The 23,371-nt window shown below is 33.0% G+C and carries 23 protein-coding genes; 1 reads left to right on the top strand and 22 read right to left on the bottom strand.

From position 1 onward, the window contains the following. Positions 1 to 10 precede the first annotated feature (10 nt). The 6 genes from gpmI to LQ694_RS08005 form a co-directional block, all read right to left on the bottom strand. Positions 11 to 1,543, bottom strand: coding sequence for a 2,3-bisphosphoglycerate-independent phosphoglycerate mutase (gene gpmI / locus LQ694_RS08030; RefSeq protein WP_049319747.1), 1,533 nt, complete (start codon positions 1,541 to 1,543; stop codon positions 11 to 13). Then, on the bottom strand, positions 1,543 to 2,304 hold the full coding sequence (gene tpiA, locus LQ694_RS08025; RefSeq protein ID WP_218696888.1) for a triose-phosphate isomerase: 762 nt from the start codon (positions 2,302 to 2,304) through the stop codon (positions 1,543 to 1,545). Before tpiA ends, gpmI begins: the two co-directional genes overlap by 1 nt. 22 nt (positions 2,305 to 2,326) lie before the next feature. Beyond that, the gene (locus tag LQ694_RS08020) at positions 2,327 to 3,517 is read right to left on the bottom strand and encodes a phosphoglycerate kinase (RefSeq protein ID WP_025904546.1); all 1,191 of its coding nucleotides are present in this window, start codon (positions 3,515 to 3,517) and stop codon (positions 2,327 to 2,329) included. A gap of 114 nt (positions 3,518 to 3,631) precedes the next feature. Further along, positions 3,632 to 4,642: a type I glyceraldehyde-3-phosphate dehydrogenase gene (gene gap / locus LQ694_RS08015; RefSeq protein WP_025904545.1), complete on the bottom strand. Its 1,011-nt coding sequence runs from the start codon at positions 4,640 to 4,642 to the stop codon at positions 3,632 to 3,634. A 49-nt stretch (positions 4,643 to 4,691) separates the two neighbouring features. Beyond that, positions 4,692 to 5,708, bottom strand: a complete 1,017-nt coding sequence (locus LQ694_RS08010; RefSeq protein ID WP_048539903.1) for a sugar-binding transcriptional regulator — start codon at positions 5,706 to 5,708, stop codon at positions 4,692 to 4,694. A gap of 150 nt (positions 5,709 to 5,858) precedes the next feature. Further along, positions 5,859 to 6,104, bottom strand: a complete 246-nt coding sequence (locus LQ694_RS08005; RefSeq protein ID WP_218696889.1) for a glutaredoxin family protein — start codon at positions 6,102 to 6,104, stop codon at positions 5,859 to 5,861. Between the two features lie 443 nt (positions 6,105 to 6,547). Here LQ694_RS08005 and clpP point away from each other — a divergent pair, with 443 nt between their 5' ends. After that, a complete protein-coding gene (clpP, locus tag LQ694_RS08000) occupies positions 6,548 to 7,138 on the top strand; it encodes an ATP-dependent Clp endopeptidase proteolytic subunit ClpP (protein ID WP_025904542.1) in 591 nt (196 codons plus the stop codon). A 50-nt stretch (positions 7,139 to 7,188) separates the two neighbouring features. Here clpP and whiA read toward each other — a convergent pair whose 3' ends face one another. The 16 genes from whiA to LQ694_RS07920 all read right to left on the bottom strand — a co-directional run bounded on the left by whiA (position 7,189) and on the right by LQ694_RS07920 (position 23,340). After that, the gene (gene whiA, locus LQ694_RS07995; protein WP_049319745.1) at positions 7,189 to 8,133 is read right to left on the bottom strand and encodes a DNA-binding protein WhiA; all 945 of its coding nucleotides are present in this window, start codon (positions 8,131 to 8,133) and stop codon (positions 7,189 to 7,191) included. 130 nt (positions 8,134 to 8,263) lie between these two features. After that, a complete protein-coding gene (locus LQ694_RS07990; RefSeq protein WP_162841914.1) occupies positions 8,264 to 8,416 on the bottom strand; it encodes a hypothetical protein in 153 nt (50 codons plus the stop codon). A gap of 145 nt (positions 8,417 to 8,561) precedes the next feature. After that, positions 8,562 to 9,548, bottom strand: coding sequence for a gluconeogenesis factor YvcK family protein (locus LQ694_RS07985; RefSeq protein WP_218696890.1), 987 nt, complete (start codon positions 9,546 to 9,548; stop codon positions 8,562 to 8,564). Next, a complete protein-coding gene (gene rapZ / locus LQ694_RS07980) occupies positions 9,545 to 10,450 on the bottom strand; it encodes an RNase adapter RapZ (RefSeq protein WP_058612014.1) in 906 nt (301 codons plus the stop codon). Before rapZ ends, LQ694_RS07985 begins: the two co-directional genes overlap by 4 nt. Before the next feature lie 278 nt (positions 10,451 to 10,728). Next, complete coding sequence (trxB, locus tag LQ694_RS07975; RefSeq protein ID WP_048539908.1) at positions 10,729 to 11,676, bottom strand: thioredoxin-disulfide reductase; 948 nt, start codon at positions 11,674 to 11,676, stop codon at positions 10,729 to 10,731. Positions 11,677 to 11,739: 63 nt separating this feature from the next. Further along, positions 11,740 to 13,176 (bottom strand): tetratricopeptide repeat protein, encoded by a 1,437-nt coding sequence (locus LQ694_RS07970; RefSeq protein ID WP_159314718.1) that lies wholly within the window; start codon positions 13,174 to 13,176, stop codon positions 11,740 to 11,742. Positions 13,177 to 13,184: 8 nt separating this feature from the next. Next, positions 13,185 to 13,667 (bottom strand): acyltransferase, encoded by a 483-nt coding sequence (locus LQ694_RS07965; RefSeq protein WP_049319742.1) that lies wholly within the window; start codon positions 13,665 to 13,667, stop codon positions 13,185 to 13,187. 18 nt (positions 13,668 to 13,685) lie between these two features. Further along, entirely contained in the window at positions 13,686 to 14,504 is an 819-nt protein-coding gene (lgt, locus tag LQ694_RS07960) for a prolipoprotein diacylglyceryl transferase (protein WP_049319741.1), read from the bottom strand. After that, a complete protein-coding gene (gene hprK, locus LQ694_RS07955) occupies positions 14,504 to 15,436 on the bottom strand; it encodes an HPr(Ser) kinase/phosphatase (RefSeq protein WP_058612018.1) in 933 nt (310 codons plus the stop codon). The genes lgt and hprK overlap by 1 nt, the downstream gene beginning before the upstream one ends. 132 nt (positions 15,437 to 15,568) lie before the next feature. Continuing rightward, positions 15,569 to 15,895 (bottom strand): SHOCT-like domain-containing protein, encoded by a 327-nt coding sequence (locus LQ694_RS07950; protein WP_048539913.1) that lies wholly within the window; start codon positions 15,893 to 15,895, stop codon positions 15,569 to 15,571. 17 nt (positions 15,896 to 15,912) lie between these two features. Then, entirely contained in the window at positions 15,913 to 18,747 is a 2,835-nt protein-coding gene (uvrA, locus tag LQ694_RS07945; RefSeq protein ID WP_196968053.1) for an excinuclease ABC subunit UvrA, read from the bottom strand. A gap of 5 nt (positions 18,748 to 18,752) precedes the next feature. Continuing rightward, a complete protein-coding gene (gene uvrB / locus LQ694_RS07940) occupies positions 18,753 to 20,735 on the bottom strand; it encodes an excinuclease ABC subunit UvrB (RefSeq protein ID WP_048539915.1) in 1,983 nt (660 codons plus the stop codon). 132 nt (positions 20,736 to 20,867) lie between these two features. Further along, positions 20,868 to 21,098, bottom strand: coding sequence for a DUF2198 family protein (locus LQ694_RS07935; protein ID WP_025904530.1), 231 nt, complete (start codon positions 21,096 to 21,098; stop codon positions 20,868 to 20,870). A gap of 8 nt (positions 21,099 to 21,106) precedes the next feature. Continuing rightward, positions 21,107 to 21,757 (bottom strand): HD domain-containing protein, encoded by a 651-nt coding sequence (locus LQ694_RS07930; RefSeq protein ID WP_025904529.1) that lies wholly within the window; start codon positions 21,755 to 21,757, stop codon positions 21,107 to 21,109. Continuing rightward, positions 21,757 to 22,332 (bottom strand): TlpA family protein disulfide reductase, encoded by a 576-nt coding sequence (locus tag LQ694_RS07925; RefSeq protein WP_065380999.1) that lies wholly within the window; start codon positions 22,330 to 22,332, stop codon positions 21,757 to 21,759. The genes LQ694_RS07930 and LQ694_RS07925 overlap by 1 nt, the downstream gene beginning before the upstream one ends. A gap of 123 nt (positions 22,333 to 22,455) precedes the next feature. Further along, a complete protein-coding gene (locus tag LQ694_RS07920) occupies positions 22,456 to 23,340 on the bottom strand; it encodes a LysM peptidoglycan-binding domain-containing protein (RefSeq protein ID WP_058612022.1) in 885 nt (294 codons plus the stop codon). Positions 23,341 to 23,371: the final 31 nt, after the last annotated feature.

Below are 23,371 nucleotides of genomic sequence, written 5' to 3'. Positions count from 1 at the left end.
TTATAATTTATTATTTAATTAATGATTCACCAGTCATATCTTCTGGTTTTTCTACTCCAAGTAAATCTATAAGTGTTGGTGCTAAGTCTGCTAAGCGACCTCCACTTCTTACTTCTACCCCTTCTTTTGTCACAATAACAGGAACTGGGTTTGTTGTATGAGTTGTCATAGGTGATTCGTTATCTGTTAACACTTCATCAGAGTTACCATGGTCTGCTGTAATGATAGCTGTACCATTCATTGATAAAATTTTATCAACAACTTCACCTAAACATTCATCCACTGCTTCAATTGCTTTAATTGTTGGTTCAAGCATACCACTATGACCAACCATATCAGGGTTCGCAAAGTTTAAGATAATTAAATCTAAATCACCTTTATCTAACTCACTGATTAAAGCATCTTTTACTTCATATGCACTCATTTCAGGTTTCAAGTCGTATGTTGCGACTTTTGGTGAATCGATTAATACTCTTCTTTCACCTTTAAACTCTGCATGATTACCACCACTCATGAAATAAGTAACATGAGGGAATTTTTCTGTTTCAGCAATTCTTAATTGATTTAAATTATTTTTCTCAGCTACTTCACCGATTGTATTTTTAATATCAACTGGTTTAAAAGCAACTTCGGCAATAACATCATCACTATAGTTTGTAAAAGTAACAAAGAATAAATCATCAAGTTTACGTTTAATTTCAAAACCTTCGAATTTTTCATTTGTATATACTTGACTAAGTTGTGCTGCTCTATCTGGACGGAAGTTAAAGAATATCATAGCGTCATGGCTATTTACGCCAGTGTTTTCCACACCTTTTTCTTCGTCTTTAACGATAAATGGAACAACAAATTCATCTGTTAGACCTTCTTGATAATTAGCTTCTACACCTTCAACTGCAGTTGCATATACAGGTCCAACGCCATTAGACATTGCATCATAAGCTTTCTCTTCACGATCCCAACGTTTATCTCTATCCATAGCGTAATAACGACCAGAAATAGAAGCGAATTGACCAATACCTAGCTCTTTAAATTTATTTTCAGTTTCTTCAATATATTTAAGTGCTGATTTTTGATCAACGTCACGTCCGTCTAAGAATCCGTGAACATAAACTTTTTTAACACCTTGTTTTTTGGCTAATTCTAATAATGCAAATAGATGTTTGTAGTGACTGTGAACACCACCATCTGATAGAAGTCCCATTAAATGTAGCGTTGAATCATTTTTTACAACGTGATCCATTGCTTGTTTAAGTGCCTCAATTTCAAAGAAATCGCCATCTTCAATTGATTTATTGATTCTAGTTAAACTTTGATAAACAATTCTTCCTGCACCAATGTTTAAGTGACCTACTTCAGAGTTACCCATTTGACCTTCTGGTAGACCTACATCTAAACCACATGCTGATAATTCGTTATGTGGATATTTGTTGTAATATCTATCAAAATTTGGTTTGTTGGCTTGTTTTACCGCATTACCATGCTCTTCTTCACGATTAGCAAAACCATCAAGAATGATAAGTGCTGTTGGTTGTTTAGCCATTATTTAGCACCTTCTAATAATGCTACGAATGAATCAACTTTTAATGAAGCGCCGCCAACTAATGCGCCATCGATATCTGATTGAGCCATATATTCTTTAATATTTTCTGGTTTAACACTACCACCGTATTGTACACGTAAAGCATCAGCAGCTTCTTGAGAGAAAGCACCTGCAACAACGTTACGTACGTGTGCACACATTTGGTTAGCATCTTCAGAAGTAGAAGATTTACCAGTACCAATTGCCCAGATAGGTTCATAAGCGATTACTGTCGCTTTAACTTGATCTTCTGTGAAGCCTTTAAGTGCTGCTTCAACTTGACCACCTACTACTGATTCAGCTTTACCTGCTTCTCTTTCTTCTAATGTTTCACCAACACAAATAATTGGTGTCATATTATGAGAAAATACAGCTAATGCTTTTTTATTAACATCTTCGTCAGTTTCGTGGAAGTATTCACGACGTTCAGAATGTCCTAAAACGACATACTTAACACCTAAATCTTCAAGTGCTGCTGGAGATGTTTCACCAGTGAAAGCACCATTATCTTCAAAGTATGCATTTTGCGCACCAATTTGTAAGCCTTGTGCTACGCCTTCTTTAGTTAAGTTAACAAGTGCATCTAATTGTAAAGTTGGTGCACAAATTACTGAATCTACCTCATTAGTATCTGGTAATGCTGGAAATTCATTAACAAAGTCTTTTGCTTCTTGAACTGTTTTATTCATTTTCCAGTTACCTGCGATAATTGGTTTTCTCATGATATATAAACTCCTTTTATGATTATTTTTCAGAAATTGCTTCGATACCTGGTAATGCTTTACCTTCTAGATATTCTAGAGAAGCTCCGCCACCTGTAGAAATGTGTGTAAAATCATCAGCAAATCCTAAGTCCATCGCTGCTGCAGCTGAATCTCCACCACCGATAATTGTTGTAGCATCTTTTAAGTTAGCGATTGCTTTACATACGCCAATTGTACCTTGTGCAAAGTTACTAAATTCGAATACGCCCATTGGACCATTCCAAACAACTGTATTTGAACCTTGTAGAGCTTCACTAAATACTTCAACTGATTTAGGACCGATATCCATTGCTTCTTGATCAGTAGGAATTTCATCAGCAGAAACAACTGTAATTTCAGCGTCATTTGAAAATTCTTTAGCTACTTTACAATCAACCGGTAAAATAATTTTATCGCCAGCACGTTCAAGTAAATCTTTAGCAAAATCTACTTTGTCTTCTTCAAGAAGTGATAAGCCGATTTCTTTACCTTGTGCTTTGAAGAATGTATAAGCCATTCCTCCACCGATGATAACTTTATCAGCAATTGTTAATAAGTTTTCAATAACACCAATTTTATCAGACACTTTCGCGCCACCTAAAATTGCTACTAAAGGACGTTCAGGTTCACTTACAACGCCACCGATAAATTTGATTTCTTTATCCATTAAGAAACCTGATGCTGTTTCAATATTAGATGCAATACCTACGTTAGACGCATGTTCACGGTGTGCTGTACCGAATGCATCATTGATAAATACATCACCTAATGAAGCCCAGTATTTACCTAATTCAGGGTCATTTTTAGATTCTTTTTTACCATCAACATCTTCGAAACGTGTATTTTCAAATACTAATACATCGCCTTCAGATAATCCGTCGATTGCACTTTCTAACGCTTCACCACGAGTTTCTGGTACAAATGTTACTTCTTTATTTAATAATTCACTTAAGCGTTCTGCTACTGGTTTAAGTGACAATCCTTGTTTATCTTCTTCAGTTTTCACTTTACCTAAATGTGAGAATAAAATAACTTTACCGCCTTGTTCGATAATGTATTTTATTGTAGGAAGCGCTTGAACGATTCTGTTATCGTTTGTAATTGCACCATCTTTCATTGGTACATTAAAATCTGCTCTTACAAGTACTTTTTTACCTTTTAATTCTACGTCTTTAACATTCTTCTTTGCCATGACTTGTCTTCCTCCTCTAGATAATAGAAAATACTTTACGATTAAAAATAAGCGGAGAAGCGTTGTGCTCCCCGCTTACTCATAAGCATAACCTATTTAGTTCAATTATTTAAATTATTTGTTAGCTTGAGCTGCTAAATATTCTAAAGTACGAACTAATTGTGAAGTGTAAGACATTTCATTGTCATACCAAGATACAGTTTTAACTAATTGACGATCTCCAACTGTCATAACACGAGTTTGAGTTGCATCGAATAATGAACCGTAAGTGATACCAATGATATCAGAAGATACGATTTCGTCTTCAGTGTAACCGAATGAATCATTTGTAGCATTTTTCATTGCTGCATTGATTTCTTCAACTGAAACTTCTTTGTCTAATACAGCTGTTAATTCTGTTACTGAACCAGTTGCTACTGGAACACGTTGAGCTGATCCATCTAATTTACCTTTTAATTCTGGAATTACTAAACCGATTGCTTTAGCAGCACCAGTTGAGTTAGGTACGATGTTTTGAGCAGCTGCACGAGCACGACGGAAGTCACCTTTAGCATGTGGAGCATCTAAAGTATTTTGGTCACCAGTGTAAGCGTGAATTGTCATCATTAAACCTTCAACGATACCGAATTCATCATTTAATACTTTAGCCATTGGAGCTAAACAGTTAGTTGTACAAGATGCACCTGAAACGATTTCTTCAGATCCGTCTAATTCGTCATGGTTAACGTTATAAACGATAGTTTTTAAGTCACCTGATGCTGGAGCTGAAATTAATACTTTTTTAGCACCTGCTTCGATGTGAGCTGAAGCTTTGTCTTTGTCAGCGAAGAAACCAGTACATTCTAATACTACATCGATATCTAAATCGCCCCATGGTAATTCTTTAGGATTAGGATTTTCGAAAGTTTTGATTTCTCTACCGTTTACGCGGAATCCGCCTTCGATAACTTCTACTTCGTCTTTGAAACGACCTTGTGTTGAATCATATTTTAATAAATGAGCTAACATTGCGTCATCTGTTAAATCGTTGATTGCTACTACTTCGATATTTTCAACTTCTTGTAATCTTCTAAATGCTAAACGACCTATTCTACCAAAACCATTAATTGCTACTTTAGTTGCCATTATGATGGCCTCCTTTTTATTTTTTATTTCAAAAAGGTTAAATAACCTTTTATTCCAAATTGATTATTGCTTTTGCAGCACCTTCGTCGGTAATAAGAATTGTATTCTTAGGGGCAATCTCAAGATAAGCTTTTATCGCTTCTGCTTTAGATGTCCCACCTGCTACTGCAAAAATGTTTGTCTTTGTTGTTAAGTCTTCTAGTTGCAAACCGATTGTCTTAACACGATGTACGACCTCACCTTTGTCATTAAAATAATAACCAAAAGCTTCTCCGACAGCATGATGATGTTTCAATTGACTTAATACTGCTTCAGAAGTCTTCCTTCTTTCCGCCATCTTCAGCGCATCACCAATACCGTGAATTATAAAATCTGAACGACGTATTGCATCTAGCACCTCAATTACTGCAGGTTCTTTCAGCAAAGTTTCGTATGAACTTTCACTCACTTGGTCTGGAACATACAAGACTTTATATGACCCACCTGTACGATTTGCCATACTTGCACAAATTGTATTTGCTTGAAACACAACGTTTTCACCCAAACCACCACGCGCTGGCGTGAACAAAATGTCTTTATCTAATGGATGTAATGACTCACTTACTCTTGCCATTGTTGAACCACCAGTTACTGATACAGAAGCATGATCGTATAATGACTGTTCTAGTAATTCAGCTGTAACATTACCCATTTCTGCTTTAACCATCTCATCTAAATCCGAATTACCTCTCACTATATGAGCTTTGACACCATATCGATTGAAAATTTCTTCTTCGATATGATTAAAACTAGAATAAAGTGTTAAATAATGTGATAAAGAATCAAGCGTTTGCTCGCCTGTTTCAGTCAATTTCATACCAGTTGACCGAACGCTGATTAAATCTTGTTGTTTTAAAATTTCTATTTCAGTTCTCAATACCCGTTCAGTGACATTCATAACATCACTCAACGTTCTTCGACCTATAGGCTGCTTCTTCTCGATTGTCGATAAAATATTAAAGCGTCGATACATCTTGTCAATCAAATCAGGAACTAGTCTATGTTGTACTTTTAGTAAATCTTCCATAAACAAGTCGCCTCCTCAAAGATTAACAGATGGGCAATTTCTAACCTGGGTTAGACGTTTTTTGTCCCATGCGGGTCAAAAAAATAATATCTGTTTACAGTTTTATAATACACCCCTTATATATAGAATGCAAGTTAAAAGCGTTTCCTATTATTTCATTTGATTATATGTCTCTGTCAATGTGATGAAATCGATATTCCCTTCTTGTAAAACTTGCCCATCGTATTCAACAACAGGTATCCTTAACATATATTTTTCAAGTAATGTATCATCTTCTTCAATATTAATAGTATCTATTTTTATTTCTTGATTGAACGATTCTTTAAAAAATTCAATTTGAATCTTAGCATCTTCACATAAACCACAACTTGTCCCAACATAAAATTTAATTGCCATCCAAATCACCCTTTACATAATAAAGCCTCCCCGAGACGAATCGAACGCCCATTTCAAGAACCGGAATCTTGCGTGTTATCCGTTACACTACGGAGAGATAAGTCTTAATAAATACTTTATATCTACTTAATATATTGTCGACATAATAGAATTATCAACCATTAAGGAGTGAAGCAATATGAATACAACTCAAAGGGAGTATTTCATCAGAAAAAGATGTGACTATTTTAATATAGATGTCACACAAATTCACTGCACACAGCTCGTTGATTACGGAAACTATTATATCATTTATGCTAACATTGACAACTCATATCACAAATTCCCAGTGTATAAATCAGCTATTTAAGTTATAATATTCATCAGTAGGTCATATTTTTTGACCATGTTTGACTTTGTAGTGTATGATATGGTCATTAAGATATTCAAAGGAGGATTAACTGATGAATTTAATACCAACAGTTATTGAAACAACAAATCGCGGAGAACGCGCTTATGATATTTATTCACGTTTATTGAAAGACCGCATTATTATGTTAGGGTCAGCAATCGATGACAATGTAGCAAACTCAATCGTTTCACAATTACTATTCTTACAAGCTCAAGATTCTGAGAAAGATATTTACTTATATATCAACTCTCCAGGTGGTAGTGTAACAGCAGGATTTGCTATTTACGATACAATTCAACACATCAAACCTGATGTTCAAACTATTTGTATCGGTATGGCAGCATCTATGGGTTCATTCTTACTAGCAGCTGGTGCTAAAGGTAAACGTTATGCATTACCAAATAGTGAAGTTATGATTCACCAACCACTTGGCGGTGCACAAGGACAAGCTACTGAAATTGAAATTGCAGCTCGTCACATTTTACGTACACGTGAGAAATTAAATAAAATTTTATCTGAAAGAACTGGACAACCAATTGAAAAAATTGAAAAAGACACAGATCGTGATAACTTCTTAACAGCTGAAGAAGCTAAAGAATACGGTTTAATCGATGATGTTATGCATCCAGAAGATATTAAATAATTCAACAATAAAAGAAGCACCTGAGACAGGAATTGTCCCAGGTGCTTCTTTTATTGTTGAATTGTCTCGCCGTTTCTAATTTTATCAGCCATTTCATTTAATTTACGTAATCTATGATTAATACCTGATTTAGAAATTTTACCTGTGCTTACCATTTCACCTAATTCTTTAATTGAAACATCTTGATTATCTATTCTAAGTCTTGCAACTTCTCTTAAGCGATCTGGCAAGTTATCAATACCAATTTCTTTATCGATGAGCTGAATGCTCTCAACTTGTTTCATGGCGGCGCTCACTGTTTTGTTCAAGTTAGCCGTCTCACAATTGACTAATCGATTTACTGAATTTCTCATATCTCTAATAATTCTCACATCTTCAAACTTCAGTAGTGCTTGATAGCCACCAATCAAACTTAAGAAATCGGAAATTTTTTCAGCTTCTTTCAAATAACTGATAAAACCTTTTTTGCGCTCTAATAATTTAGCATTTAAATCATATTGATTCATGAGTGCGGTTAAATCTGCTGAATGTTCTTCATATAATGAAAAGATTTCAAGATGATATGAAGAAGTTTCTGGATTGTTGACAGAACCTCCTGCTAGAAATGCACCTCTTAAATAACTTCTTTTACAACAATCTTTTTGTAAAATATCTTTATCTATCTCATGTTTAAACATGCCATCTTGTAAAATACCAAGTTCATCTAATATTTCTTTAGCTTTTACTTTTATACGACTAATATATATATTATTTTTCTTAAGTTTCATTTTCTTTCTCACTAATAATTCAACTTCAACACCGAAGCATTTTTTTATTAATGAAAATATTCGACGTGCTATCGCTGCGTTTTCAGTTTGTACATTTATAACAAATTGCTGATTAGATATGCTTAAATTACCATTCATTCTAATCAAAGCTGAAAGTTCTGCCTTGGCGCAACAATCATCTACTTCAATTCTTGTTAATTCATTTTTCATTTCTGAAGCAAAGCTCACAGCAGATCATCCTTTCTTAGTTTATACGCACATAAAAATAATGATATGCCAAAAGACATATCATACGTTTTGTATCTATTTCATATTACATGGAATAGCCGGGCGTATCAAGTTTTTAAACTTGAACTTTTTATGTTTTACTTGAAGGTTCTTTAATAACACCAAATAAAATCATCGCCAAACCAATGATTAAAAATGTAATACCAATCTGCTGATTTGCTATTAAACCTATGAGTAAAAATATACAGCCAATAATCACCATTAATATCTGAACTCTTTTCATGACCCATCACCCCAAATTGAAAACCCTTACATTTATATTACTTGATTTCCATAAAAAAATGAAGCAAATAGGACAATCATTCATGCCACATTTGCTTCATGTAATATCATTTTTTAAGTTTGTCTGTTTTCTCTAGACGAAACGATTATTTACCTTTCTTATATTGAATTGTACTGATTTCTCTTAAGGCAATTTCGTAAATGAGTTGTGCCAACACTTTATTGTTATGTCTAATGTATTGATGAGGTGTGATACTCACTAATTCATTATCATGAATACATTGTACACCCATGTCTTTCAACTTCTCACCATCAAATTCAACTTGTTTAGCTTCTTCTTGTTCATATCTTAATAAGATATCTTTATTAAAACGCTCGTTTTGACATATAACAAAGTCAATGAATGATGCACCTACATGGTCATGAATCGCTTTAACATGGTCACTTACTGAATAACCCGTTGTTTCACCTTTTTGAGTCATGAGGTTACATACATATAGTCTTTCCGCTTCAGTATTAACAATTGCATCTTTAACTTTATTCAAAATTAAATTAGGCATAATACTTGTATATAAAGACCCAGGTCCCATAACGATTAAATCTGCTTCTTCAATCGCATCTATTGCTTCTTTCATTGGCTCAATATCTTGTGGTGTCAAAAACACTTTTTCAATTTTCTTTTCTGTCTTAGGAATATTAGATTCACCGACAATGATTTCACCATCTGACATGACTGCATTTAACACGACACTTCTCGTTGTGGATGGGATAACTTGTCCTTTAATATTCAATAACTTACTTAATTCTTTTACAGCATGTCCAAAATCATCCGTAATATTTGTCATGGCTGCTAACAATAAATTTCCGATTGAATGACTGCCAAGTTCTTCTTCTTCAAAACGATATTGGAATAACTTTTCAAGCATTGGTTCAGTATCACTAAGTGCTGCTAATACGTTTCTGATATCGCCAGGAGCAGGTATATCCATCACATCACGAATTTTACCAGTACTACCGCCATCATCTGCTACAGTTACGATGGCTGTAATATCTATTGGATAATCCTTTAACCCTCTTGCTAATACAGAAAGGCCGGTTCCTCCGCCAATTAAGACGACTTTTAATCTTTTCATGTTCTTGGCTTACTTTCAATATGTGCATCGCGATGTGATGTATACACAACATAGTCAAAGTTCTCTTTAATATCTTCCCCTAAACGTTTTGCAAGTGCTACAGATCTATGTTGACCACCTGTACAACCAATTGCAATCGTCAATTGAGATTTCCCTTCTTTCTTATAACCTGGCAACATAAACATTAACAGATCACTAAACTTTTTATAAAATGTATTCGTCTCTTTCCATTTCATAACATATTGATAAACTTCATCGTCGAGACCTGTCATAGGTCTTAACTCTTCAACATAATATGGATTTGGCAAAAATCGTACATCAAAGACTATATCTGCATCAATAGGCATACCATGTTTGAAACCAAAGCTCATCACTCTTACTTGAAATGATGTAGAAGGATCTTCTTCAAATGTTTCTACAAGTTCTTGTTTCAATTCTTTAGGCTTCATCTCAGTCGTATCAATCACAAAGTTACTGATACCTTTAATATCACTTAGTAAAGCTCTTTCTCTTTCAATTGCAGATAATAAACTACCTTCCTCACTTAAAGGATGTGTTCTTCTCGTTTCTTTATATCTAGAAATTAATTTTTTATCACTTGCTTCTAAAAAGATAATGTCTACTAAGACTCTTTTCTCACTTTGTATATAATCTAATTCATCTCTTAAATCTCCAAAGAAATCCTTACCTCTTAAATCGATACCAATTGCAACTTTTGATAAAGAAGGATTACCCTGGTCCATTAAATCAACAAATTTTTGCAATAATATAGGCGGTAAATTATCAACACAAAAATATCCTAAATCTTCTAAAGCTTGTAGTGCGACTGATTTACCCGCACCGGACATTCCTGTAACTACAAGAAGTTCATTTTTTACATTAGTTTTGTCGATAGGTTGCATAACAGTTCTCCTTTAACGATCATATATACTTTTATCTTACATGATTACACCATAAAAAACATTAAATAAATGGCCAATACAAGTGTATCTTTCCCGTAATATTATGGTAGTAATCACTTATGAAATAGAGTTGATTATATTGATGTTACGTTTTCGGGTCGGTAATTTTATTTATCGGCCTGAAAATCTCATTTCTGGACCGATAATCACAATCCGCACCCTACCATCCACATAAAAAAAGAGGCGGGACATGTGTCCTCGCCTCTTCACTACTCAAATTATATTAATTGTTCTTCGTCTTCTAATGATTCGATATATGCTTGTGCATTTTGTGCTGCGATACTTCCGTCACCTGTTGCTGTAACGATTTGACGTAAAGTTTTTTCACGAACATCGCCTGCTGCATATACACCTGGCACTTTAGTTTCCATTTCATCATTTGTTTCGATATAGCCATTTTCATTTAAAATACCTAATGATTCAAATGGTTTAGTTAATGGTTTCATACCGATATAGATGAATACACCGTCAGCTTGGTGTTCTGACTCTGATCCGTCTTCAGTTGAAACTAATGTTACTGATCCTACTTTACCATCTTTTTCATTAATTGTTTTTAATGTAGTGTTCCAAATGAAATCAATTTTATCATTTTTAAATGCACGGTCTTGAATGATTTTTTGAGCTCTTAATTCGTCTCTTCTATGAACAATTGTAACTTTGTCTGCAAATTTAGTTAAGAAAATACCTTCTTCTACAGCTGAATCTCCGCCACCGATTACGTATAAGTTTTTCCCTTTAAAGAATGCACCGTCACATACTGCACAGTAACTTACACCACGTCCGCCTAATTCTTGTTCACCTGGTACACCTATTTTTTTGTATTCTGCACCAGTTGCAATAATTATTGCACGAGCTGTTAATGTTTTGTCACCCATATTTACAACTTTATAAGAACCTTTATCTTCTATTTCTTTAATGTCACCATATTCATATTTAGCACCAAATTTTTGTGCATGTGTAAACATTTTAGTTGATAAGTCTGGACCTGTTATTAAATCAAAGCCAGGGAAGTTTTCTACATCTTCAGTGTTTGCCATTTGTCCACCTGGCATACCTCGTTCTATCATTACAGTTGATAAATTTGCTCTTGAAGCATACACTGCAGCAGTCATTCCTGCTGGTCCTGCCCCAACTATAATTACATCATAATCTACTTGTGTAGTCATTTATAAACTGCCTCCTCTTATTAATTCAGTAGAATTGTACATCATAATCATTACTAATCATAACTATATGCTCAAAATAGCATTGATCGCTTTATTCAAACGATACGTAGTAATATTAAATGTATCTTTAATCTCTTTTTTAGTTATTTTTTTATTTAACATCTTTAAATAAATATAAATGGATGCTGCAACATAATGTTCAACTTGTTCAATCGATTCATTATCTGCAATGAGCATTTCTGCATGTTCAATCCATGATACAAAAATCTCTTTTCCATATTTCTGATATATGGATTGTTCGATAAGCTTCATACCTTTATCAATAAAGCCTAACTTATTTAAGTGTAAATCTTGAAAAGTATACGTTATATATAACCTTTCATAGTCTGGTAAACTTTCTAGAACTTCCCATATTTCATGAGACATAACGAGTTCTCTATGTTTCATATGCCCTAATAAAAATATGCCATATAATCTATATCGATAGTCTTCGTCTTTTAATAAAGGTAATACATGACGATCTAACATATCTTTTAGTTCGTCAATTTTCCAAGGTGGCAATTGACTATGATATTGTACACTATCTTCAAATCTTTGCCAATGTCTTTTCGCTTCATCTAAATAACCTAAATGATAGAAGTTGTAACTTAAGGCGTGGTGTAGTTGTGGCGTAGCAGCTTGTGCTTTTTTTAGAAGAGGCACTAATAATTGATTAGAAGGTTGATGCTTTCCTAAATAGCTTAGTACAACACCCAATTTAAAAGATTCTTCATCGTTAATAGGATGTAATTTACTTAATTGATTCAGATATTGTTCATAACGTTCTATCTGTTGCGTGTTATAAAGCAATAATGTCATATGACATAAAGCGTAAATATCAGAAGGATTATCTTCCAATATCGTTTGCAATAATTCTTCCGCTTCGTCATATTGACTATTGTATAACATAGACATCGCTTTTAAATTCATAATATGCTTATCTTCTTGTAATTTAGCACGTTGTCTATCAATATATTCATTCGCTTCTTGTAACCTACCATGTGAAAATAAGTATTGAAAAATATGTTGAATAACAAATCTTTCCGCTTCTTCTTCCACAATTGTTTGATCATCATACTTTACTTCAAACATTTGAATCATTTCTTCAAAATAATCTTGGTCGTCCTCTTCTGTTACATACCTTAAACCAAATAAAAATGCTTTATTAGGTTCATTCGTCTTTATATACATTTGACTTAAATAAAAATAATAATCCGTTACAAAATTTTCTTTCACAATTTGATTGAACATCAGTTCTTCTGCTTCCGTATTTTTATTCAGCTCTACAAGACATTCAGCATAAGGCGGTATAATAACAAAATCATTAGGTGATAGTTCAAGCGCTTTTTTAAATAAAGACTCGGCATATCCGAAATCTTGTTCTCTCATTTTTTCCATTGCTTTATGATAATAGAAGTCTTTATCAAACTTTACATGTATGACATTTGAATTTTCTCCCAACGACTGACTCACCGCCTTTTTTTAAGTTCCATAGGATTGCCATATGCCATCATATCATCAGGTACATCTTTCGTCACGATTGTACCACTTGCTATAACAGCATTATCACCTATACTCACGCCTGCAAGTAAAGTGGCATTTGCACCAACTAATACATTATCTCCAATGTTTACACGGCCAATTCTATATTCTTCGACTAAATATTCATGACATAGAATGGTTGCATTATATCCTATTACACAGTTTTTACCGATAGTTATAAGTTCAGGATACATAATATCAGGCGTTGCTTTAAATGCAAAAGCTGTCTTTTGTCCAATTTTCATCTTAAGCCCTTTTCTGTATAGAAAATGTTTCCATTTAACACTCGGTAAATATCTACTAATTTCAATGATAATAACATTTTTAAATACTTTTATAAAACGTACTGTTTCATACATTTTCCATAATGGATTCTCACCATCTACTTTTTTAGTCTTTAATGCTCTCACGTAAACACTTCTTTCACATTAGTTATGATAATAACCTTTAACATCTCTGAATTTTTTCGGATTATAACGTACTCTTCTATATATAATACAAGCAATAGAAACAACAATAATTACAATAGAGATAACTTGAGCAATTCTTAAATGTTCAGTAAGCATCAAGCTATCCGTTCTTAAACCTTCTATATAGAATCTACCAATTGAATAATAAATTAAATAAGCAAAGAATGTCTCCCCAATTTTCAATTGAGGTCTAATGAGTAATAAAATGACAAAGCCGATTATATTCCAAATAGATTCATATAAGAATGTTGGTTGATAATAAATACCATCTATTTGCATATGGTTAATGATAAATTCAGGTATATGTAAATTTTCAAGGAAACTACGTGAAACAGGTCCACCGTGAGCTTCTTGATTCATAAAGTTACCCCATCTACCAATCGCTTGTGCCAAAATAATACTTGGCGCAACAATATCAACCATTTGGAAGAATGATAAATTCTTTTTACGACATATGATGAAACCTGTTAAAAAGGCACCAATCAATCCACCATGAATAGCTATACCACCATTCATAATAAGTGGTATCTCTGCTAAATGTTGACTGTAATAATCCCATTCAAACGCTACGTAATAAATACGTGCACAGATAATTGCCATTACGACACACCATATAATTAAATCTATAAGTGATTCTTCTTTTATTCCAACTTTTTTAGCAGTTCTTTGTGCGATAAGATATCCAATTAATATACCTGAAGCTATGATAATACCATACCATCTTATTGCTAGCGGCCCTAATTGTATGGCTACGGGATCAATGCCTAACACTTCCATTATTCATTCTCCTTACGTGCATTTTTCAAAATTTCTGCATTAAGACGATTATTAAACTCTTCAGCAGTATTAATACCCATATTATTTAAACGGTAGTTCATTGCAGCAACTTCAATGATGACTGCTAAGTTTCTACCAGGTCTAACAGGAATTGTCTTTTTAGTTATTTTTGAATCTAATATTTTTAAAGTTTCTTCATTCAATCCAACTCTGTCATATATTTTTTCTTTGTTCCATGTTTCTAAATTGATGTTTAACTTGATTCTTTTCTCCATCAAGATAGATCCCGCACCAAATAAAGTCATAACATTAATAATACCAAGACCTCGTATTTCAAGTAAATGTTCGATGATCTTAGGTGCTTTACCAATTAATTCATTTTTATTGATTTCTTTAATTTCAACATTATCATCAGCAACAAGTCTGTGACCTCGTTTAACAAGTTCTAATGCAGTTTCACTTTTACCGACACCACTATCACCAGTAATTAATACACCTACACCGTAAACATCTACGAGTACGCCATGTAATGATGTTTCAGGTGCTAGTTCACGTTCTAAATATCCGGTTACTTGCCCCATCAATTTAGTCGTTGAAGACTCACTTTTTAAAAGTGGTGTATTGTTTTCATTACAACTTTGAATGAGTTCTTCTGGTGCATCTAATCCTCGTGTGATAATAATAGCTGGTGTTTCAGGTCTACATAATTTAGCCATTCTACCTTTTTTCTCTTCATCAGGCAACAAATTATAAAATGACAACTCAGTTGTGCCTAACACTTGAATTCTATCTGATGAATAATGTGAAAAATACCCAGCCATTTCTAGACCAGGACGTGAAATATCTGTTTCTGTTATTTTACGATGTAAGCCATTTTTCCCAGCAATAACTTCCAAATTAAATTGCTCTATTAATTTACTACTTGATATCATAGGGTTCACCTCTAGGTTAATATATGTTAATTCTAATGAACTTTAACCTTAACTGCAATCATTATCAATATTACAACAGTTTCTTCAAATATAAAAACCCTAGAAACGTTTTATCGTTTCCAGGGCTTAAATTTAAATATCTTTATTTTGGTCATTATTTTTGTTGAAATTTCTAATGATATTTCTTAATGATTCATCTAATTGTTGAATAGGATCTTGACCTGATCCTTCATTATCCTTAAATTGCTTTTCAAATTCAGTTTTACCTGATTTGGCAGTTGTCTTAAATTTATCTAATAAGTCTTCAAATAAATTTTCTACATTTTCTTTAGATTTCTTATCAAAAGGTGATGATGATTTTTGATTATTCGATGTTGCATCAAGTAACTTCACCGCTTCATCAACAGTAATTTTCCCACCTTCAATAAGGTCTAAAATTTTTAATTGTACTTCGTTCATAAATAACCCCTCCTGGTTTATGATCGATCTCGTTCTAAAATTGGTTTTAAATATTTACCAGTATAAGATGCTTCTACTTCAACAATGTCTTCTGGTGTTCCAGTAGCAATTATTTCACCGCCACCATCTCCACCTTCTGGACCTAAATCTATAATATAGTCTGCTGTTTTAATGACATCTAAATTATGTTCAATAATGATAACAGAGTCGCCATTTTCAACGAGTCTATTTAACACACTTAATAAACGTTTAATATCATCTACGTGTAAACCTGTTGTTGGTTCATCAAGTATATATAAAGACTTACCATTAGATCGTCTATGAAGTTCTGAAGCAAGTTTCACACGTTGTGCTTCACCGCCTGATAAAGTTGTTGCAGGTTGACCTAGTTTAACATATCCTAAACCAACATCTACTATTGTTTTTAATTTTCTATTTATCTTAGGTAAACTTTCGAAAAAGTGATAAGCATCTTCTACTGTCATTTCTAATACATCAGAAATACTTTTTCCTTTATAAGTTACTTCTAATGTTTCTCTATTATAACGTTTTCCATCACAAACTTCACATGGTACGTATACATCTGGTAAAAAATGCATTTCAATTTTAATGATGCCGTCACCTTTACAAGCTTCACAACGGCCACCTTTAACATTAAAACTAAATCTTCCTTTTTGATATCCTCTCACTTTTGCCTCATTCGTTTGGCTAAATACATCTCTAATATCATCAAATACGCCTGTATAAGTTGCAGGGTTTGAACGTGGCGTTCTACCAATTGGTGATTGGTCAATATCTATAATTTTTTCAATTTCATTTACACCTTTTATAGATTTATGTTCACCTGGTTTTGTTTTCGTGTTATACAATTGTTTTTGCAAACCTTTGTACAATACTTCATTTACTAATGAACTTTTACCAGAACCTGAAACACCTGTTACACATGTCATAACTGATAATGGGAAGTCTACATCGACATTTTTCAAGTTATTACTTGTCGCACCTTTAACAGATATTTTACGTTTTGTGACTTTTCTTCGTTTAGCCGGTACAAAGACTTTCTCTTTACCGCTTAAGTATTTACCTGTTAAAGATTGTTCATTTGCCATAACTTCTTCTGGTGTTCCACTCGCAACTACTTCACCACCATGTACACCTGCTTTTGGACCTATATCAATTAAATAATCCGCAGCTTTCATCGTATCTTCATCATGTTCAACGACAATTAAAGTATTACCCATATCTCTCATAGATTTCAATGTATCAATTAAGCGATCATTGTCTCTTTGATGTAAACCTATAGAAGGCTCATCGAGCACATATAACACACCAGATAATCTAGAACCAATTTGAGTTGCCAGTCTAATACGTTGTGCTTCACCACCAGATAATGTACCTGATGCTCGATTGAGTGTTAAATATTCTAAACCTACATTATTTAAGAAAGATAATCTTTCATGTATTTCTTTTAAGATGAGCTTCGCAATTTTACGTTCTGTTTCATCTAAATCTAGATTATCAAAATGTTTAATTGCATTATAAATTGAATATCTGACTACTTCACCGATATGTTGGCCATCTACTTTGACAGAAAGTACTTTTTCATTTAAACGATAACCATCACATGTTTCACAAGTTTTTTCTACCATGTATTTTTGCATCACTTCTCTAACGTATTCAGATGGTGAATCATGGTAACGACGTTCAATATTATTCAGCACACCTTCAAAAGCCATCGTTCTCTTTCTTTCTGTTTTAACACCATAATCTTGATTGAATTTAAATTCTATTTCATCATCATGACCTCTTAAGACGATGTTCTTTTCTTTTTTCGTTAATTTATTAAATGGTTTATCCATGTCAATATTAAAATGTTCACAAGCTTGTTTTAATAAAGTTGGATAATAATTAGAACTGATTGGCTGCCATGGTAAAATTGCACCTTCATTTAAACTTAAAGTCTTATCTGGCACAACCAAATCAATATCTACAGTTAGTTTACTTCCTAATCCATCACAAGATGGACAAGCACCAAACGGATTGTTAAATGAGAACATTCTAGGTTCTAATTGATCTACTGAGAAACCACAAATAGGACAAGCATGGTGTTCAGAAAATTTAATTTCAGCACCATCAATAATATCAGCAACTGCATTACCATCAGCTAATTCTAGCGCTGTTTGTAATGAATCAGCTAACCTCGCTTCAATACCTGGTTTAATGACAAGTCTATCAATCACGACATCAATAGAATGATTTTGATTTTTGTTTAAATCTGGAACATCATCTACATCTAAAATATCGCCATCTACTTTTAACCTTGCATAGCCTTTTTTAGCAATGTCTTCGATTAATTTCTTATGTGTACCTTTACGTCCTGAAACGATTGGTGAAAGAATTTGTATTTTTGTTCTTTCTTTTAACTCCATGACTTGATCGACCATTTGTTGAACCGTTTGTGATTTAATTTCAATACCATGGTTTGGACATATTGGTCTTCCAACTCTCGCATATAATAATCTTAAATAATCATATATTTCAGTTACGGTAGCAACAGTTGATCTTGGATTTTTACTTGTTGTCTTTTGATCAATTGATATTGCTGGAGAAAGACCATCAATTAAATCTACATCTGGTTTATCCATCTGTCCTAAAAATTGTCTCGCATATGCACTTAATGATTCTACATATCTTCTTTGACCTTCTGCATATATCGTATCAAATGCTAAAGACGACTTGCCTGAACCAGATAATCCAGTCATAACAACAAGTTGATCTTTAGGTATTTCTATATCTATATCTTTTAAATTATGTGCTCTTGCACCTTTTACGATGATGGATTTGTTTTTCATCTCAGTCACCTTTCTGCTTTTAGTTCAAATAATATATCTCTTAGTTCAGATGCACGCTCGAAATCTAAATCTTTCGCAGCATCTTTCATTTCTTTTTCTATGCGCTCGATTGTCTTTTCTCTTTCTTTTTTCGTAAGTTTCTTAGGCGCTTTTTTAGTATCTTTTTCGGTTACTTCATCCGTTTCTACTGTTGCTGATATGACATCACGTATTTTCTTATTAATTGTTTGTGGTGTTATATTGTGTTCTTCATTGTACGCTTCTTGAGTAGCACGTCTTCTACTTGTTTCATCTAATGCTGTTCTCATAGAATCTGTAATTTTATCAGCATACATAATAACTTTACCTTTATCATTACGTGCAGCTCGACCAATCGTTTGAATCAACGAACGCTCTGATCTCAAGAAACCTTCTTTATCTGCATCTAAAATCGTCACAAGCGAAACTTCTGGGATATCTAAACCTTCTCTTAGTAAGTTAATCCCAACTAATACATCATAAACACCCATTCTTAAGTCTCGAATGATTTCTATTCTTTCTAATGTTTTTATTTCTGAGTGTAAATAATTCACTTTAATGCCCGCTTCTTTTAAATAAGTCGTTAAATCTTCACTCATTTTTTTAGTTAATGTTGTAATTAATACACGTTCATTTCTTTCTATTCTTTCATTAATTTCAGCCATTAAATCATCTATTTGATTTTCACTTGGTCTGACTTCAACAATCGGATCTAACAAACCAGTTGGACGAATAATTTGTTCGACCATTTCATCAGTATGTTCAATTTCATATGGCCCCGGTGTTGCTGAAACATAAACCAACTGTTTCGTTTTTTCTTCAAATTCTTCAAATTTAAGTGGTCTATTATCTAAAGCACTTGGTAGTCTAAAGCCATGTTCTACTAAAACATTTTTTCTCGCTTGGTCACCATTATACATACCTCTAATTTGAGGAAGTGTTACATGAGATTCATCAATCATCACTAACCAATCATCACCAAAGTAATCTAATAAAGTATATGGTGTAGAACCTTTTGGTCGTAACGTTAAATGTACAGAATAGTTCTCAATGCCTGAACAAAAACCCATTTCTCTCATCATTTCTAAATCGTAATTCGTTCTTTGTTCAAGTCGTTGAGCTTCTAAAAGTTTATTTTCTTTTCGAAGTTCTGCCAATCGTTCTTCAAGTTCTTTCTCAATACGCTCAATCGCAACTTTCATTTTTTCTTCACGTGTTACGAAGTGAGATGCGGGATAAAATAGAAAATGTTCTCTTTCAGCAATAACTTCGCCTGTTAAGTAATTCACTTCTCGAATTCTATCGATTTCATCTCCAAAGAACTCCACTCTGACACATAGTTCATCACGTGATGCTGGAAATATTTCTACAACATCTCCTCTAACTCTAAATGTACCACGTCTAAAATCTATATCATTACGTGAATATTGGTTATCAACAAGCTTTCTTAACAGTTCATTACGTTCCATTTCCATACCAACACGTGTACTTACAACTAAGTCTTTATATTCTTCTGGATTACCTAAACCATAAATACAGCTGACACTCGCAATAACGATAACATCATCTCGTTCAAACAATGCACTAGTAGCTGAATGTCGAAGTTTATCAATTTCATCATTTATAGAGGCATCCTTTTCAATAAAAGTATCCGTTTGAGGTACATATGCTTCAGGTTGATAATAATCATAATAACTTACGAAATATTCTACTCTATTCTCAGGAAAGAATTCTTTAAACTCACTATATAGCTGTCCAGCCAACGTTTTATTATGTGCAATGATCAATGTTGGTTTACCGACTTCTTTAATGACATTACTCATCGTAAACGTTTTACCTGTACCTGTCGCACCTAGTAAAGTTTGATGTCTCTTGCCATCATTAATGCCTTTTACAAGAGATTTAATCGCTTCTGGCTGATCACCTTGCGGAGAGTAGTCAGAATGTATTTTAAAAGGAAAATGTTGCATAGGAACCTCCTCATTTTCTGTAATATATATATTTATTTTATCAAAAATTTGTAAAAATGACCAAACATTTGTTCGTTAATTTTAAAATTACATACAAATAAGAGGAAAAATCTAAATGATTATTCCTCTTATCTATCTTGATTCAATTTTATCTATTTTAAGTGTATCAACTATATAAAAGCCAGCTACTAAACTCAATACATCTAACAACATAATGAGCTCATTATTAAAAAAGCCTTTATAAACCGAAACACCAATTATAATACTGGATACAAGTAAACCAATCCATTTATTTTGAGCAATTTGCGTGAAAATAATAACCATTAAACAAGGAAGAAACAAAGCTAGAATCGGCCAAATCATTCAATTCACTAACTCCTTTTTGTTTCACGTTTCTCAAGTATCGTCATTGTTATCTCTCTTAACTCTGAACGTGGTATAAATTTTTCTTGTAACATATCAGGTATAATATGTTGAATAAAATCTTGTACAGATGCTAAATGATCAAATTGCATGATGGTTTCCAATGAACTTTCATAAATTTCGAAGAATAAAGGTTCTGGATTTCTCTTCTGAATTTCACCAAAAGATTCATACAATAAATCAATTTTATCAGCAACACTTAATATTTGCCCTTCTATACTATCATCTTTACCCTCTTGTAGTCTATGTCTATATATATCTTGATATTGCTCAGGAAATTCTTCTGTTATAAATTTATCGATCATCTCTTCTTCAACTTGAGAGAATAATTTTTTAATTTCATAAGATGCATATTTTACAGGTGTCTTAATGTCACCTGTAAATATTTCAGGATAATCATGGTTCAAAGCTTTTTCATAAACAAGTTTCCAGTCTATTTCTTGACCATTTTGTTCTTCTACTGTTGCTAAATATTGCGCTATTTTCGTTACTTTAAAGGAATGAGCTGCGACATTATGGTCTTGATATTTAAATTTACCTGGACATCTTACTAATTTCTCTAAATCAGACAAACTTTTAAAATATTGATGTACCCCCATTAAATTTCCTCCTTAACTTGTGTAACTAAGTTGTTTAGTGTCTTTTCAGATAATTCACCTAAATACACTTTTTTGATTTCGCCATTTTTATCTACAAATAAAGTTGTAGGTATATTATACGATTTGAACTTTTCAAGAAAATCATCTTGCGCAACATAAACATCATAATTCACATTTACATCGTCCATTAATTGTTTAGCTGGTTTTCGTTTATCTTTAACATTTAAACCAACTAATTCGACACCTTTATCCTCGTGCTTTGCATATTTTACAAGTTCAGGCATTTCTCGTTTGCAAGGGTCACACCAAGAGGCAAATAAATTAATAACTGTAATATCATTTTTAGATGTTACCTCTTTTAATTGTTTTGATTTTTCAGATGAAAAAACATTCACAGTTTCATTATTTACATTCATGCCTGTAGCTGGATGACTATTTTGAAACGATTGCTTCCCTTGTTGCTCTTTAAACTGTTCATCCGTTTGAAACTTATTGATATCTAATACTTTATAAACACTGACACTAATAATCAATAACAAAAGTATAACTAATATGATTTTTAACCTTTTTTTCATGTTTTCAAACCTCTACACTAACATTTACGTTTATTATATCAACTATAATGATAAAAAAAAGCAAATAGTTAAAATTCTTAAACGGAATTAACTACTTGCTTATTTATTAAATTTCTATAAAAACTAATGAATATAATTATATGAACCAGCTGCTGATGCTGAAATTGTACGTGAAGATACAACGCCTACACCTTGGTAGTTCATTTCAGAAACTTGAATTGAACCATCTGCATTCACTTTATCTACATAAGCTACATGTCCATATCCACCAGCAGTTGATTGTAAAATTGAACCAGCTGATGGGCTGTTGTTTACTGTATAACCAGCTTGAGCTGCTGCATTAGCCCAGTTGTTAGCATTACCCCAAGTATTACCTAGATCTGGACGTTTACTAAATGCATAGTACGTACATTGACCAGAAGTGTATAAATTACTTCCGCCACCAGAATTTGGTCGGCTGTATGAAACAGGTTCTGTATATTGTGTTGATTGACTGTAATTAAATGTCGGTGCAACATAAGCAACTGAGTCTTCACTATTGTAAACATTACCATATGATGTTTGTTCAAATACGTATCTTAATAATGAATCTTCTTGAGCAGGAGATTCAGGTGCACTAACTGTTAAACTAGTAGGTTCAGCAGTTTGTTCTGAAGTTTCTGCTGCAACCTTTAATTCATCACCCACTAAAATTAATTCTGAAGATAAATTGTTCCATTCTTTTAAGTCTGATACATTAACATCAAATTTTTCAGCTATTTTGTTAAGTGTATCCCCCTCTTGAATTGTATAGATGTTATCTTCTAATATCTTTAATGTTTGTCCTTCTTTAACGTCTACGTCGATATTATTTAAAGATTTAATTTCAGATACTGATGTTCCATATTCTTCTGCAATGTTCTCTAATGATTGTCCTTCTTTAACTTTAATATCAGCTGCATAGGCAGATGAACTTGCTAAAGTTGTTAAAGCAGTTACAGATGCTAATGTAATGAAAGTCTTCTTCATGATGAAATATCCTCCCGAAGTGTATGTATTT

Origin of the sequence: Mammaliicoccus sp. P-M58, from assembly GCF_022386165.1 — a bacterium.
Taxonomy (GTDB): domain Bacteria; phylum Bacillota; class Bacilli; order Staphylococcales; family Staphylococcaceae; genus Mammaliicoccus; species Mammaliicoccus sciuri.
This window is presented reverse-complemented; position numbering and strand designations above follow the sequence as displayed.

Excerpts from the sequence above, each read along its gene's own strand:
- gpmI (WP_049319747.1), bottom strand. The coding sequence starts at position 1,543 with ATGGCTAAACAACCAACAGCACTTATCATTCTTGATGGTTTTGCTAAT.
- tpiA (WP_218696888.1), bottom strand. The coding sequence starts at position 2,304 with ATGAGAAAACCAATTATCGCAGGTAACTGGAAAATGAATAAAACAGTT.
- LQ694_RS08020 (WP_025904546.1), bottom strand. The coding sequence starts at position 3,517 with ATGGCAAAGAAGAATGTTAAAGACGTAGAATTAAAAGGTAAAAAAGTA.
- gap (WP_025904545.1), bottom strand. The coding sequence starts at position 4,642 with ATGGCAACTAAAGTAGCAATTAATGGTTTTGGTAGAATAGGTCGTTTA.
- LQ694_RS08010 (WP_048539903.1), bottom strand. The coding sequence starts at position 5,708 with ATGGAAGATTTACTAAAAGTACAACATAGACTAGTTCCTGATTTGATT.
- LQ694_RS08005 (WP_218696889.1), bottom strand. The coding sequence starts at position 6,104 with ATGGCAATTAAATTTTATGTTGGGACAAGTTGTGGTTTATGTGAAGAT.
- clpP (WP_025904542.1), top strand. The coding sequence starts at position 6,548 with ATGAATTTAATACCAACAGTTATTGAAACAACAAATCGCGGAGAACGC.
- LQ694_RS07990 (WP_162841914.1), bottom strand. The coding sequence starts at position 8,416 with ATGAAAAGAGTTCAGATATTAATGGTGATTATTGGCTGTATATTTTTA.
- LQ694_RS07985 (WP_218696890.1), bottom strand. The coding sequence starts at position 9,548 with ATGAAAAGATTAAAAGTCGTCTTAATTGGCGGAGGAACCGGCCTTTCT.
- rapZ (WP_058612014.1), bottom strand. The coding sequence starts at position 10,450 with ATGCAACCTATCGACAAAACTAATGTAAAAAATGAACTTCTTGTAGTT.
- trxB (WP_048539908.1), bottom strand. The coding sequence starts at position 11,676 with ATGACTACACAAGTAGATTATGATGTAATTATAGTTGGGGCAGGACCA.
- lgt (WP_049319741.1), bottom strand. The coding sequence starts at position 14,504 with ATGGAAGTGTTAGGCATTGATCCCGTAGCCATACAATTAGGGCCGCTA.
- hprK (WP_058612018.1), bottom strand. The coding sequence starts at position 15,436 with ATGATATCAAGTAGTAAATTAATAGAGCAATTTAATTTGGAAGTTATT.
- LQ694_RS07950 (WP_048539913.1), bottom strand. The coding sequence starts at position 15,895 with ATGAACGAAGTACAATTAAAAATTTTAGACCTTATTGAAGGTGGGAAA.
- uvrA (WP_196968053.1), bottom strand. The coding sequence starts at position 18,747 with ATGAAAAACAAATCCATCATCGTAAAAGGTGCAAGAGCACATAATTTA.
- uvrB (WP_048539915.1), bottom strand. The coding sequence starts at position 20,735 with ATGCAACATTTTCCTTTTAAAATACATTCTGACTACTCTCCGCAAGGT.
- LQ694_RS07935 (WP_025904530.1), bottom strand. The coding sequence starts at position 21,098 with ATGATTTGGCCGATTCTAGCTTTGTTTCTTCCTTGTTTAATGGTTATT.
- LQ694_RS07930 (WP_025904529.1), bottom strand. The coding sequence starts at position 21,757 with ATGGGGGTACATCAATATTTTAAAAGTTTGTCTGATTTAGAGAAATTA.
- LQ694_RS07925 (WP_065380999.1), bottom strand. The coding sequence starts at position 22,332 with ATGAAAAAAAGGTTAAAAATCATATTAGTTATACTTTTGTTATTGATT.
- LQ694_RS07920 (WP_058612022.1), bottom strand. The coding sequence starts at position 23,340 with ATGAAGAAGACTTTCATTACATTAGCATCTGTAACTGCTTTAACAACT.